Source organism: Mycobacterium sp. 4D054 (assembly GCF_052245755.1).
GTDB lineage: Bacteria > Actinomycetota > Actinomycetes > Mycobacteriales > Mycobacteriaceae > Mycobacterium.
The window spans coordinates 18,454-31,502 of sequence record NZ_JBQQCF010000016.1 but is presented as its reverse complement, the minus strand read 5'-3'; the positions used below and the strand labels follow the sequence as shown (position 1 = coordinate 31,502).

13 protein-coding genes and 1 pseudogene are annotated in these 13,049 nt (G+C 68.5%); 10 read left to right on the top strand and 4 right to left on the bottom strand.

Translation table 11 applies throughout. From position 1 onward, the window contains the following. Window positions 1-8: 8 nt before the first annotated feature. Window positions 9-650, top strand: a complete 642-nt coding sequence (locus ACTWP6_RS13660) for a response regulator (protein ID WP_260756253.1) — start codon at window positions 9-11, stop codon at window positions 648-650. A gap of 2 nt (window positions 651-652) precedes the next feature. Next, window positions 653-1,837 carry a sensor histidine kinase gene (locus tag ACTWP6_RS13655; protein ID WP_260756254.1) on the top strand — a complete coding sequence of 395 codons (1,185 nt, stop codon included), beginning with the start codon at window positions 653-655 and terminating at the stop codon, window positions 1,835-1,837. Here ACTWP6_RS13655 and pntB read toward each other — a convergent pair. Further along, the gene (gene pntB, locus ACTWP6_RS13650; protein ID WP_260756255.1) at window positions 1,834-3,273 is read right to left on the bottom strand and encodes a Re/Si-specific NAD(P)(+) transhydrogenase subunit beta; all 1,440 of its coding nucleotides are present in this window, start codon (window positions 3,271-3,273) and stop codon (window positions 1,834-1,836) included. The genes ACTWP6_RS13655 and pntB overlap by 4 nt on opposite strands. 4 nt (window positions 3,274-3,277) lie before the next feature. Continuing rightward, on the bottom strand, window positions 3,278-4,828 hold the full coding sequence (locus ACTWP6_RS13645) for a Re/Si-specific NAD(P)(+) transhydrogenase subunit alpha (protein WP_260756256.1): 1,551 nt from the start codon (window positions 4,826-4,828) through the stop codon (window positions 3,278-3,280). 206 nt (window positions 4,829-5,034) lie between these two features. On the opposite strand from ACTWP6_RS13645, the gene ACTWP6_RS13640 reads away from it, so the two are divergent. The 4 genes from ACTWP6_RS13640 (at window position 5,035) to ACTWP6_RS13625 (ending at window position 8,196) form a co-directional block, all read left to right on the top strand. Next, window positions 5,035-5,904: an ABC transporter permease gene (locus ACTWP6_RS13640; protein ID WP_443187974.1), complete on the top strand. Its 870-nt coding sequence runs from the start codon at window positions 5,035-5,037 to the stop codon at window positions 5,902-5,904. A 6-nt stretch (window positions 5,905-5,910) separates the two neighbouring features. After that, window positions 5,911-6,948 (top strand): taurine ABC transporter substrate-binding protein, encoded by a 1,038-nt coding sequence (locus tag ACTWP6_RS13635; protein ID WP_443187973.1) that lies wholly within the window; start codon window positions 5,911-5,913, stop codon window positions 6,946-6,948. Next, the gene (locus ACTWP6_RS13630; RefSeq protein ID WP_443187972.1) at window positions 6,932-7,711 is read left to right on the top strand and encodes an ABC transporter ATP-binding protein; all 780 of its coding nucleotides are present in this window, start codon (window positions 6,932-6,934) and stop codon (window positions 7,709-7,711) included. The genes ACTWP6_RS13635 and ACTWP6_RS13630 overlap by 17 nt, the downstream gene beginning before the upstream one ends. A gap of 98 nt (window positions 7,712-7,809) precedes the next feature. Continuing rightward, window positions 7,810-8,196 (top strand): hypothetical protein, encoded by a 387-nt coding sequence (locus ACTWP6_RS13625; RefSeq protein WP_260756260.1) that lies wholly within the window; start codon window positions 7,810-7,812, stop codon window positions 8,194-8,196. Here ACTWP6_RS13625 and ACTWP6_RS13620 read toward each other — a convergent pair. Then, a pseudogene (locus tag ACTWP6_RS13620) lies at window positions 8,181-8,291 on the bottom strand (CAP domain-containing protein); the annotation flags it as partial. The gene ACTWP6_RS13625 and the pseudogene ACTWP6_RS13620 sit on opposite strands and share 16 nt — an antisense overlap. A 159-nt stretch (window positions 8,292-8,450) precedes the next feature. On the opposite strand from ACTWP6_RS13620, the gene ACTWP6_RS13615 reads away from it, so the two are divergent. The 3 genes from ACTWP6_RS13615 to ACTWP6_RS13605 are packed head-to-tail and all read left to right on the top strand — an operon-like array spanning window position 8,451 to window position 10,347. Further along, window positions 8,451-9,125, top strand: a complete 675-nt coding sequence (locus ACTWP6_RS13615) for a TetR/AcrR family transcriptional regulator (protein WP_443187971.1) — start codon at window positions 8,451-8,453, stop codon at window positions 9,123-9,125. A gap of 30 nt (window positions 9,126-9,155) precedes the next feature. Next, entirely contained in the window at window positions 9,156-9,923 is a 768-nt protein-coding gene (locus ACTWP6_RS13610) for a DUF72 domain-containing protein (RefSeq protein WP_443187970.1), read from the top strand. Next, window positions 9,907-10,347 (top strand): SRPBCC family protein, encoded by a 441-nt coding sequence (locus tag ACTWP6_RS13605; RefSeq protein ID WP_260756264.1) that lies wholly within the window; start codon window positions 9,907-9,909, stop codon window positions 10,345-10,347. The genes ACTWP6_RS13610 and ACTWP6_RS13605 overlap by 17 nt, the downstream gene beginning before the upstream one ends. Before the next feature lie 200 nt (window positions 10,348-10,547). Here ACTWP6_RS13605 and ACTWP6_RS13600 read toward each other — a convergent pair whose 3' ends face one another. Further along, entirely contained in the window at window positions 10,548-11,234 is a 687-nt protein-coding gene (locus tag ACTWP6_RS13600) for a GntR family transcriptional regulator (RefSeq protein ID WP_443187969.1), read from the bottom strand. 125 nt (window positions 11,235-11,359) lie between these two features. On the opposite strand from ACTWP6_RS13600, the gene fadD5 reads away from it, so the two are divergent. Continuing rightward, entirely contained in the window at window positions 11,360-13,039 is a 1,680-nt protein-coding gene (fadD5, locus tag ACTWP6_RS13595) for a fatty-acid--CoA ligase FadD5 (protein WP_443187968.1), read from the top strand. Window positions 13,040-13,049 lie beyond the last annotated feature (10 nt).

Sequence of the window (13,049 nt, the reverse complement as noted above, 5' to 3'; positions counted from 1 at the left end):
GTGGGGCGATGACCGGGCAGAGGGTGCGCGTGGTGGTCGGTGACGACCACCCGATGTTCCGCGACGGGGTGGTGCGGGCGCTGCAGTCGAGCGGGTCGATCGACGTGGTCGCCGAGGCCGACGACGGGACCACCGCGCTGGCCGCGATCCGCGAGCACCGGCCCGAGGTCGCGCTGCTGGACTACCGGATGCCCGGCATGGACGGCGCCGAGGTGGCCGCGGCCGTGGTGCGTGACCGGCTGGTCACGCGTGTGCTGCTGCTCTCGGCGCACGACGAGTCGGCCATCGTCTACCGGGCTCTGCAGGACGGGGCCGCCGGGTTCCTGCCCAAGGAGTCCACGCGCAGCGAACTGGTCAATGCGGTGCTGGACTGCGCCGAGGGCCGCGACGTCGTCGCTCCCGCGCTCACGGCCGGGCTCGCCGGGGAGATCCGCCGGCGCGCGGAGCCCGACGGGCCGGTGCTGAGCCCGCGGGAACGTGAGGTGCTGGCGCTGATCGCCGCGGGCAGCAGCATCCCGGCCATGGCCAAGGAGCTCTTCCTGGCCCCGTCGACGGTCAAGACGCATGTGCAGCGTCTCTACGAGAAGCTCGGCGTCAGCGATCGGGCGGCGGCTGTCGCCGAGGCCATGCGGCGCAAGCTGCTGGACTGACCATGACCGGCCTGTGGAGCTCCTGGCGGGACTACCTGACCAGCGAGCCGGTGCGTGTGTCGGCGGTGCTGCGGCTGCCGCTGATCGCGCTGATCGGGGTGCTGGTGTGGATCTGGGAGGTGGACCACTGGCTCCCGCAGCTGTACGCGGTGATCCTCGGCGGCTACGCGGCCGTCGCGGTCGCCTGGCTGGTCGCCGTGTCGCGGGGACCGGTGCCCCGCTGGGCCGATTGGGCGTCCACCGCGGTGGATCTGCTCGTCATCATCGCGCTGTGCCTGGTCTCGGGCGGCGCGACGGCCGCGCTGCTGCCGGTGTTCTTTCTGCTGCCCATCTCGGTCGCGTTCCAGGACCGGCCGGCCCTGAGCGCGGTCATCGGCGCGATCACCGCGCTCGGCTATCTGACGGTGTGGATCTTCTACTCCAAGCGCGACGACACCGTCGGGTTGCCGAACATGGTCTACACCCATTTCGGGTTCATGGTGTGGATGGCGGTGGCGACGACGGCGCTGAGCTTCGTGCTGGCCCGGCGGGCGGTGCGGCTGAAAGCGTTGCAGCAGATGCGTGTCCAGCTGGTCTCGGAGGCGATGGAGTCGGACGAGCGGCACAGCCGCGAGGTGGCCGAGCACCTGCACGACGGACCGCTGCAGACACTGCTCGCGGCACGGTTGGAGCTTGACGAGGCCAGGGAACGCCATCCCGACCCGGCGCTGGACACCGTGTACGAAGCCCTGCAGCAGACCGCGACCGGCCTGCGGTCGACGGTGACCGAACTGCACCCGCAGGTGCTGGCGCAGCTGGGACTGACCGCGGGTGTGCGAGAGCTGTTGCGGCAGTTCCAGTCCCGTCACGACATCGAGGTACTCGCCGTGCTCGAGGAGGTCGGCACACCGCAGTCACAGGCCCTGATGTACCGGGCTGCCCGCGAACTCCTGACCAACGTCGGCAAGCACGCCGGCGCCACCACGGTGCGCGTCGGCCTGTGCCGGCGCGGCGACCGCGTCGTGCTCACCGTCGCCGACGACGGCCGCGGGTTCGACCCCGACACAGTCGGGAAGTCGTTGGCGCAGGGCCATATCGGGCTGGGCTCGCTGCTGGCCCGGTTCGACGCGATGGGCGGGGCGATGCGCGTCACCTCGAATCCCGGGACGGGCACCGAGGTGACGGCGACCTCGCCGCCGGAGCGCTAGACCCGTTCGGTGACCGACAACGCCGCGTTGATGGCGTCGACGCGGTCCTTGGCATCGCCGAACAGCATCTGGGTGTTCTCGCGGAAGAACAGCGGGTTCTGCACGCCGGCGTAGCCCGACGCCATCGACCGCTTGAACACGATGACGTTGTCGGCGTTCCAGACCGTCAGCACCGGCATGCCGGCGATGGGGCTGCCCGGGTCCTCCGAGGCGGCCGGGTTGACGGTGTCGTTGGCGCCGATGACGAGCACCACGGAGGTGCCGTCGAAGTCGTCGTTGATCTCGTCCATCTCCAGCACGATGTCGTAGGGCACCTTGGCCTCGGCCAGCAGCACGTTCATGTGACCGGGCAGCCGGCCGGCGACGGGATGGATGCCGAACCGGACGTTGACGCCGCGATCGCGCAGTTTGCGGGTCAGCTCGGCGACACCGTACTGGGCTTGGGCGACGGCCATGCCGTAGCCGGGGGTGATGATCACCGAGTCGGCCGAGGCGAGCAGTTCGGCCGCACCCTCGGCGGTGATCTCGCGGTGCTCTCCGTAATCCTTGTCCTCGGCCGGCCCTGCCTCGATGCCGAAACCGCCTGCGATCACCGAGATGAACGAGCGGTTCATCGCCTTGCACATGATGTAGGACAGGTAGGCACCCGAGGAGCCGACCAGCGCACCGGTGACGATCAGCAGGTCGTTGCCGAGCAGGAAGCCGGCCGCGGCCGCGGCCCACCCCGAGTAGCTGTTGAGCATCGACACCACGACCGGCATGTCGCCGCCGCCGATCGAGGCCACCAGATGCCAGCCCAGCAGCAGCGCCAGCACGGTCACCACGATCAGCAGCCACAGCTGCGGGTCGATGACGAACCACACGGTGAGCGCGAAGAACACCACCAGCGCGCCGACGTTGAGCAGGTTCTTGCCGGGCAGCATCATCGGCGCGGATTTCATCCGCGCGGACAGCTTCAGGTTGGCCACGATGGATCCGGTGAACGTCACCGCGCCGATGAACACACCGATGACGACCTCACCGGAGTGGATGCCCAGCATGCCTTCGCCTGCCAGTTGCGCGGCTTCGGCGCCGCCCGGGTCGGCCTCCACGTGCAGATAACCGTTCCAGCCGACCACCACGGCGGCCAGACCGACGAAACTGTGCAGCAGGGCGATCAATTCGGGCATGCCGGTCATTTCCACGAGCTTGGCCCGCCACAGCCCGATCGCGGCGCCGATGGCCATCGCGACGACCAGCAGGCCCAGGCCGAGCGGCTCGATATGGCGGGCGATCGCCAGGGCGATGGTCGCGATCAGCGCCACGGTCATCCCGACGATGCCGAAAGTGATTCCCGCCCGGGCGGTCTCGTGCTTGGACAGCCCGGCCAGGGCCAGGATGAACAGCAGGGCCGCGACGACGTACGCGGCGGTGGCGGCGGTTTCCAGGGTGAACATGGTTCTAGCTCCTCGAGAACATCGCCAGCATGCGGCGTGTCACCGCGAAGCCGCCGAAGATGTTGATGCTGGCCAGCAGGATCGCGACGAAGGCCAACCCGGTGATCAGCGCGCCACCGGAGTCCAGGTCGTGCCCGATCTGCAACAGCGCGCCGACGACGATGATCCCGGAGATCGCGTTGGTCACCGACATCAGCGGGGTGTGCAGGGCGTGGTGGACGTTGCCGATCACGTAGTAACCGATCACGATCGCCAGCGCGAACACCGTCAGGTGCACCTGCAGCGCCGCCGGGGACAGTGCGATGAGCGCGAACACCGCCGCCGCGACGGCGAACGTCAGCCCCAGCCGGCGTCCGGCCGTCATCGGCTTCTTGGCCGGTTTCTGTTCAACCGGGGCGGCGGGGATGGCGGCCGCGGGCGCGGCCGAGACCTGCACCGGGGGCGGCGGCCAGGTGATGGCGCCGTCGCGCACCACCGTCACCGAACGCTGGACCACGTCGTCGAAGTCCAGGTCGAGCCGGCCGTCCTTGTTCGGGGTCAGCAGCTTGAGCAGGTTCACCAGGTTGGTGCCGTAGAGCTGGGACGCCTGGGCCGGCAGCCGCCCGGCGAGGTCGGTGTAGCCGATGATGGTCACGCCGTTGTCGGTCACGATCGCCTGATCCTTGACGGTGCCCTCCACATTGCCGCCGTTGGCCGCAGCCATGTCGACGATCACGCTGCCAGGCTTCATCGACGCGACCATCTCGGCGGTGATGATGCGCGGCGCCGGCCTACCCGGGATCAGCGCGGTGGTGATGATGATGTCGACGTCCTTGGACTGCTCGGCGTACAGCGCCGCCTCGCGGGCCTTGTAGTCCTCGCCCATCTCCTTGGCGTAGCCGGTGGCCGACACCTCGGCCGCCGCCGGGTCCACGGCCAGGTACTCCCCGCCCAGCGAGGCGACCTGGTCGGCCACCTCCGGACGCGGGTCGGTGGCCCGCACGATCGCGCCGAGGCTGCCCGCGGCCCCGATCGCGGCCAGACCTGCCACGCCGGCGCCGACGACGAGCACCTTGGCCGGCGGCACCTTGCCCGCCGCGGTCACCTGACCGGTGAAGAACCGGCCGAACCGGTGGGCGGCCTCGACCACGGCGCGGTACCCGGCGATGTTGGCCATCGAGGACAGCACGTCCAGCGACTGGGCCCGCGAGATGCGCGGCACCGCGTCCATGGCCAGCACGGTGACCGGCCGGGTGGCCAGCTGTTCGAGCAGCTCGGGCTTCAGCGCCGGGGAGATCAGGCTGATCAGCGTCGCGCCGTCGCGCAGCCCGGCGATCTCGGCCGGGGTCGGCGCGTTGACCTTCAGCACGACGTCAGACGACAGCACCTGATACGTCGACTCGACGATTCCCGCCCCGGCCTCGGCGTACGCGTCATCGGAGAAGCTCGCCGCAGCACCCGCGCCGGACTCCACGACCACCTCGTAGCCGAGCTTGATGAGTTGCCCCACCGTCTGCGGGGTCGCGGCGACACGCGTCTCTCCGAGCAGTGACTCTCTCGGTATCCCGATGATCATCGATATCGATCCGATCTAAGCTTTGTCCGGGTGTGTGGACGGAACGCTGGTGCGCACTCCGGCACCGTCCTTCGTTGGACGGATAAAGCTGTCAGTGTAGGAGAGCCCGCACCGCGGCCTGCACCCCCGTCGGCGGGGGCGCCAGAATTTCACTCGTCGTGAGCGCAGCCATTCCCCGATCGTGACGCATCCGTCAATGTCTGCCGGTGTCCGTTTTCGTCGATCTAGCACCCGAGGACGCCGTCGCCCCGGCCCCGGGTACCGACGCCCGCCCGGGCGGGAGCCGCCGGCGCGGTCGCCTCACCCGCGCGGTGCTGCCGCTGCTGTCCGTCGCGGTGTTCGGTGTGCTGTGGCAACTCGCCGCGGCCAGCGAGATCTGGAGCCAGACCTTCGTGCCGTACCCGGCGACGGTGTGGAAGGCGTTCATCGACGTGTCGACGACGCATGACGGAGTCCGCGGCTACGCCGGCTACCTGCTGTGGGAGCACCTGTACATGACGTTGCGCCGCGTGCTCGCCGGCGTCGTCATCGGCGTCGTGCTCGGTGTGCTGCTGGGTCTGGTCATGGGCTCCGTCAGCTGGGTCCGCAGCGTGCTGGAGCCGTGGTTGACCTTCCTGCGGGCGCTGCCGCCACTGGCCTACTTCTTCCTGCTCGTGATCTGGCTCGGCATCGACGAGGCGCCGAAGATCACGCTGCTCGCGCTCGCCGCGCTGCCGCCCGCCGCCGTCGCGACCACGGCCGCCGTCGTTGCGGCCCCCGTCGGATTACAGGAAGCCGCAAGGGCCTTGGGGGCGTCCCGGCGCCAGGTCATCCGCGACGTCGTCGTCCCGTCAGCGCTGCCCGAGACCTTCACTGGAATCCGGCTGGCCGTCGGCATGGCCTACTCGTCGGTGGTGGCCGCCGAACTGTTCAACGGCATCCCCGGAGTCGGCGGATTGGTCAAAGACGCAAGCAATTACAACAACACCCCCGTGGTGCTGGTCGGGATCTTCGCCATCGGGTTCTCCGGTCTGGTGATCGACGGTCTGCTGCGCGCCGTCGAGCGGCGCGCTGTTCCCTGGAGAGGAAAGGTCTAACCGAAAATGAAACTCAAAGCTGCTGTGGTGGTGCTTGTCTCGGCTGTGCTGGTGCTTGCGGGCTGCTCGGTGGGCGGTCAGGGGCAGGACGCGAGTGACCCCGACAAGCCCACCATCCGGATCGGCTACCAGACGTTCCCGAGCGGCGACCTGATCGTCAAGAACAGCAGGTGGCTCGAAGAGGCGTTGCCGGACTACAACATCAAGTGGACGAAGTTCGACTCCGGCGCCGACGTCAACACCGCGTTCATCGCCGACGAACTGGACTTCGGCGCGCTGGGGTCCAGCCCGGTGGCCCGGGGGCTTTCCGCACCGCTGAACATCCCGTACCAGGTGGCGTTCGTCCTCGACGTGGCCGGTGACAACGAAGCTCTGGTGGCGCGCAACGGTTCCGGCATTGACACGATCGCCCAGCTGAGGGGCAAGCGCGTCGGGACCCCGTTCGCGTCCACCGCGCACTACAGCCTGTTGGCCGCACTCGACCAGAACGGGCTGTCCGCCAACGATGTTCAATTGATCGACCTGCAACCGCAGGCCATCCTCGCCGCGTGGGAGCGCGGCGACATCGACGCCGCGTACACGTGGCTGCCGACCCTGGACGAGCTGCGCACGACCGGCAAGGACCTGATCACCAGCCGACAGCTCGCCAAGGCCGGAAAGCCGACGCTCGACCTCGGCGTGGTGTCCAAGGAGTTCGCGCAGGCGCATCCTGACGTCGTCGACATCTGGCGCCGGCACGAGGCCCGCGCGCTCGATCTGATCAAGAACGACCCCGACGCCGCGGCAAAGGCGGTCTCCGCGGAAATCGGTCTGACCCCCGAGGAAACCGCCGGCCAGATCAAGCAGGGCGTGTTCGTGACCCCCGACGAGCTTGCCTCCGCGGAATGGCTTGGGGCCGAGGGAAACCCGGGCAACATTGCGGTCAACCTCCAGAGCGCGTCGCAGTTCCTGGCCGAGCAGAAGCAGATCCCGGCCGCCGCACCGCTGAAGACGTTCCAGGAAGCCATCTACACCAAGGGCCTGCCGGATGTCCTCAACCAGTGACAGCGCGATTCAGATCACGTCGGTCTGGCATCGCTACGGCAGCGGGCGGGACGGGGTCACCGCGCTCGGGCCGGTTGACCTGACCGTCGACCCGGGATCGTTCCTGGTGCTCGTCGGCGCCTCCGGCTGTGGGAAGAGCACGCTGCTGCGACTGCTGGCCGGCTTCGAGCCGCCCAGTCAAGGGTCGGTGCGGGTGGCCGGTGCGCAGCCCACGCCGGGAGTGACGGCGGGCGTCGTGTTCCAGCAGCCCCGGCTGTTCCCGTGGCGCACCGTCGGCGGCAACGTCGACCTGGCGCTCAAGTACGCAAAAGTGCCGCGGGACAAGCGGACCGAGCGCCGTGAGGAGCTTCTCGAGCGCGTCGGCCTCGGCGGCACCGCGGGTCGGCAGATCTGGGAGATCAGCGGCGGGCAGCAGCAGCGCGTCGCGATCGCGCGAGCTCTCGCCGCGGAGACGCCGCTGTTCCTGCTCGACGAACCGTTCGCCGCGCTGGACGCGCTGACTCGGGAACGGTTGCAAGAGGACGTGCGTCAGGTCAGCGCCGAGTCGGGGCGGACGACGGTGTTCGTCACCCACAGCGCCGACGAGGCGGCGTTCCTCGGTTCCCGGATCGTCGTGCTGACGCGCAGGCCGGGCCGGGTGGCTCTGGACATTCCGGTGGACCTGCCGCGGAACGGGGTCGACGCCGACGAACTGCGGCGCTCCCCCGAATACGGTGAACTGCGCGCGGAGGTGGGCCGGGCGGTCAAGGCGGCCGCGGCTTAACCGCGAATCCCGAGTGGCATATCTCGAAACGGCACCGATCGCGCATCGACATCGAATTAGAGGTGCGTCGGATGTGTTGGGCCACGCACGATGTCGATGTGAGCAGGGTGGTCGAACGCGGACTCGCCAGATGTCCGCGATGCGTCGCGGTGGCGGATTACGTCTTCATCGAGTCGGATCGCAACGTCGTGCGCTACGAGGTGCGCTGCCGCAAGTGCGGAGAGTGCTACCGCGAGGACAGCCGGCCGGGCGCGCCGTTGGCGGTCAGCGGCGAAGAGCCGTTGATCCAGTGGCCGCCGGACTGCGAGCCGACCCCGCCGCGCGACTGGCGCGATGAGTTGCGCGGCAAATTATCGGTGGCCACGCAGCGCGGCAAGGCCGAGATGGAGGTCGTGAACAAGCGGGCGCACGACCTCGTGGAGTTCGGGCGGTCGTGGCGCAACGAGCGCCGGTCGGCGCGGAAGGTGGATCAGACCGGGGGATAGGCCGGTGGCGGATACACCCCGCGCAGGATCCACGCGAACCAGTTGATGCCGTATTCGAGCTCGTCGCTCGCGTCGTAATCCGGATTCGGGTCCACCGCGCCACCTCCATCACTTCGGCCACTTCGGCCACGCCACTGCGGCCCGGCGTTTCGAGTCTAGACCCGGGGCGGCCGTGTGAACACAGCCTCGGCCTAAACTGAACCAACCAGTTAGTAGACCGCTGCGGCGGTCCGGCCTGCCTATAGTGAGTCGCCATGTCTGAATCCGTCACGAGCAACGGGATGTCCCGCCGCGAGGAACTGCTGGCCGTGGCCACCAAGCTGTTCGCGGCCCGTGGCTACCACGGCACCCGGATGGATGATGTCGCCGACGCCGTCGGTCTGAACAAGGCGACGGTCTACCACTACTACGCCAGCAAGTCGCTGATCCTGTACGACATCTATAAGGGCGCCGCCGACTTCACGGTGGATGCGCTGCACGACGACCCGAGTGCGTCGGCCCGCGAGACGATTTATCACTTCACCCGCCGGCTGCTGGTCGGTATCGCCAGCGACGTCGAGCGCGCCGCCGTCTACTTCCAAGAGGGCCCCTACATCAGCGAGTGGTTCACCGAGGAACAGGTGGAGTACATCCGGGAGAAGGAGGCGCAGGTCTACGAGCACGTCCGGGACGTGATCGACCGCGGTATCGCCAGCGGCGAGTTCTACGACTGCGACTCCCATGTCCTGGCCCTGGGCTATATCGGGATGACGCTGGGTTCCTACCGCTGGCTGCGCCCGCACGGCCGCCGGACCGCGCAGGAGATCGCGGTGGAGTTCAGCACCGCGCTGCTGCGTGGGCTGATCCGCGACGAGACAGTCCGCCAGGCGTCGCCGCTGGGTGTCGACGTCGACGCGGCGCGGGTGCGGCTCGGCGAAGAACCGAGCTAGCAACTGCGCCATCGCGGGTACCCGGGGCTGGTGACTGTCCGCATCGGCACGTCAGGCTGGGCCTACAACCACTGGCGCAATGTGCTCTACGAATCCGGGCTGCCGACCACGCGGTGGCTCCAGCGGTACGTCGCACACTTCGACACCGTGGAACTCAACGGCAGCTTCTACCGCTGGCCACAGGACGCGCAGTTCACGCGGTGGCGCGATCAGCTGCCGCCGGGCTTCGTGATGGCGGTCAAGGCCGCGCGGGGACTGACCCACGCGCGCCGGCTGCGGTCACCGGAGGTGTGGATCGAACGGCTGGAGCGCGGCTGGCGAGCTCTCGGTGACCGCGCCGGGCCGCTGCTCGTGCAGTTGCATCCCGCGCTGGAGCGAGACGACGCCCGGCTGGAGCACTTCCTTGCCGCGATGCCCGGCCAGATCCCGGTGGCCGTGGAGTTCCGGCACCCCTCGTGGGACGACCCGGCGGTGTACGAACTGCTCGAGAAGCACGACGCGGCCTATGTGGTGATGAGCGGGGCCGGGCTGCCATGCATCCTCAAGGCCACCGCGAGGTTCGTCTACGTGCGCCTGCACGGCCCGGATCCCAACGACATGTACGGCGGTTCCTACAGCCCTGCCGACCTTCGCTGGTGGGCCGAGCGGATCATCGAGTGGGACGCCCAGGGCCGGGACGTGTATGTGTACTTCAACAACGACCTCGGCGGCAACGCGGTGCGCAACGCGTGGGACCTCAAGGCGGAGCTGAGGGGCCGGCCCAACTCGCTATGCTCTGCCGATGCCGTTGGTGAGTAAGACAGTCGAGGTCGCGGCCGCGGCCGAGACGATCATGGCGATCGTCGCGGACTTCGAGAAGTACCCGGAGTGGAACGAGGAGATCAAGGGCTGCTGGGTGCTCGCCCGCTATAACGACGGGCGGCCGAGCCAGCTCCGCCTCGACGTGGTGGTGCAGGGCCAGTCCGGCACGTTCATCACCGCGGTGTACTACCCGGGCGAGAATCAGATCTACACGATGCTGCAGCAGGGTGACCACTTCTCCAAGCAGGAACAGCGGTTCTCGGTGGTGGCCATGGGGCCGACCTCGCTGCTGACCGTCGACCTCGACGTCGAGGTGAAGATGGCCGTCCCCGCCGCGATGGTCAAGAAGGTGATCGCAGACGCGCTCGACTACCTGGCTGGCAACCTGAAGGCGCGCGCCGAACAACTCGCGGCGTCCTAGCCTGCCTGGCCCCACCTGGACCGCGCCACCCGCGGCCACACCTGTCCCATGTTTCCGCTTTTGTCAGAGGTCCACTCGCACTTGTGCTGAGTTTCGCGGAAAGGTGTGACTGATGGGGCGTACGAGGCCACGGGGTCGGCAGGTCCAGGGGGCACAGCGTAGGGAACAGGTGGAGCCGACGCGCCGAACAACGCGCGGCGTCAGCTCCAGAGGCCGACCTGTTCCAGCCATGCGATCAGCCGGTCGAGTCCGTCGGTGAACTGTCCGCGGGTCAGGGCGACGACGGTGTGGACATCCCGCCGGCGCAGGGCCTCGATGAGCTCCGCATGGTTGGCGACGGCCGCCGGCCCCCACGTCTCGTCAAAGGCGAACAGCTGCGGCGGCAGATAACGGGCGGCGTGCAGCAGAAACCACGCCAGCTTGATCCGGCCGCCGGCGCGGTTGAACGCGCGGTGGAACGCGAACTCCGCCGCCGCCACCCGGTCGGCGTCCCGCGATTCGACCGCCGCGGCCAGTCGGTCGTTCAGCCGGGCCAGTTCGTCGATCTGATCGTCGGTGATCCTGCGCGCGGTGGTCGCGGCGAGTTCCTGCGCGATCGTCGACTGCAGCCAGAAGATGTCCTCGATGTCGCGGCGCGACAGCGGCACCACCCGGTGACCCCGGTGCGGCTCCAGCTCGACCATGCCCTCGCCGCGCAGCGTGCGCAGCGCCTCCCGCACCGGGGTGATGCTCACCCCGAGGCGGGCCGCGGTCTCGTCGAGACGGATGAACGTGTCCGGACGCAGCGCACCGGTCATGATCTCGGCGCGCAACCGGGCGGCGACCTGTTCGGAGAGCTGCTCGCGCCGCACCGCACCAGCCCCGGGCGTCCTGGCAGGAGCGTTCATCGCGTCGTCGCCTTTCCGGCCCGTCGGGTCAGCTGTCGGGACAGGTTGTCCTGTCGCCGCCGAGGTCCTAGTGTGACCGGGGCAACAACATGTTTGATCAAATATCATCCGTCCGCAAGTCGTCGATGGAGCAGAGGACGTTGACCGAACCGATCCGACAGCCCGGCCCCGAGACCGAGCAGCCATACCTGGCACGCCGGCAGAACTGGACCAATCAGCTCGCCCGGCATGCGCTGATGCAGCCCGATCAGCCGGCGTTGCGGTTTCTGGGCCACACCACCACGTGGGCTGAGCTGGACCGCCGGGTCAGCAACCTCGCCGGCGCACTGCATCAGCGCGGCGTCGGTTTCGGCGACCGGGTGCTGATCCTGATGCTGAACCGGACCGAGTTCATCGAGGCGGTCCTGGCCACCAACAAGCTCGGCGCCATCGCCGTGCCGGTGAACTTCCGGATGACGCCGGCCGAGATCGCGTTCCTGGTCTCCGACTGCGAAGCCAAGGCCGTCGTCACCGAAGCCGTGCTCGCCGGTGTCGCGACCACGGTCCGTGACCTCGATCCGACACTGGCCACGGTGATCAGCGCGGGAGGCGGCACCGGCGACGACATCCTCGACTACGACGACGTGCTGGCCGAGACCGCGCCGTGCCCGGTGGTGGACCTTCCGAACGACGCGCCCGCGCTGATCATGTACACCTCCGGCACCACCGGACGGCCCAAGGGTGCGGTGCTCACGCACACCAACCTGACCGGGCAGGTGATGACGCTGCTGTTCACCAACGGCGCCGACATCAACCACGACATCGGCTTCATCGGGGTGCCGTTCTTCCATATCGCGGGGGTCGGCAGCATCGTCTCCGGGCTGCTGCTCGGCAGGCCGACCGTGCTCTACCCGGTCGGCGCGTTCGACCCGAACGAACTGCTCGACGTGCTGGAGGCCGAGAAGGTCACCGGCATCTTCCTGGTGCCTGCGCAGTGGCAGGCGGTGTGCGCCGCGCAGAAGGCCAGGCCACGCGACCTCAAGCTCCGGTTTCTGTCCTGGGGCGCCGCGCCGGCCTCGGACACCCTGCTGCGGGAAATGGCCCAGACCTTCCCGGGCGCGCAGATCCTCGCCGCCTTCGGCCAGACCGAGATGTCGCCGGTGACCTGCATGCTGCTGGGCGACGATGCGCTGCGCAAACTCGGGTCGGTCGGCCGGGTGATCCCGACGGTGTCCGCGCGGATCGTCGACGAGAACATGAACGACGTGCCCGTCGGGCAGGTCGGCGAGATCGTCTACCGGGCGCCGACGCTGATGGCGGGCTACTGGAACAACCCCAAGGCCACCGCCGAGGCGTTCGCCGGAGGTTGGTTCCACTCCGGTGACCTGGTCCGTCAGGACGATGAGGGTTACATCTGGGTCGTCGACCGTAAAAAGGACATGATCATCTCCGGCGGCGAGAACATCTACTGCGCGGAAGTCGAGAACGTGCTGGCCGCGCACCCCGACATCGTCGAGGTCGCCGTGATCGGTCGCTCGCACGAGAAGTGGGGTGAGGTTCCCGTTGCTGTGGCGGTGCTGCGGAGTTCGCTGGGAACAACCACGCAGACGAGCCTGACGCTGGCCGATCTGGAAGGGTTCCTCAACGAGCGGCTGGCGCGCTACAAGCACCCGAAGGCCCTCGAGATCATCGATGCGCTTCCGCGCAACCCTGCCGGTAAGGTGCTCAAGACGGAGCTGAGAACACGCTTCGGCGCGGGCGAATCTGTTGACGCCGGCGAAAGTTCTACTCCGGCAACGATTTCAGCTGCGGCCCAGCGGGATTAGCGGCGGGGAG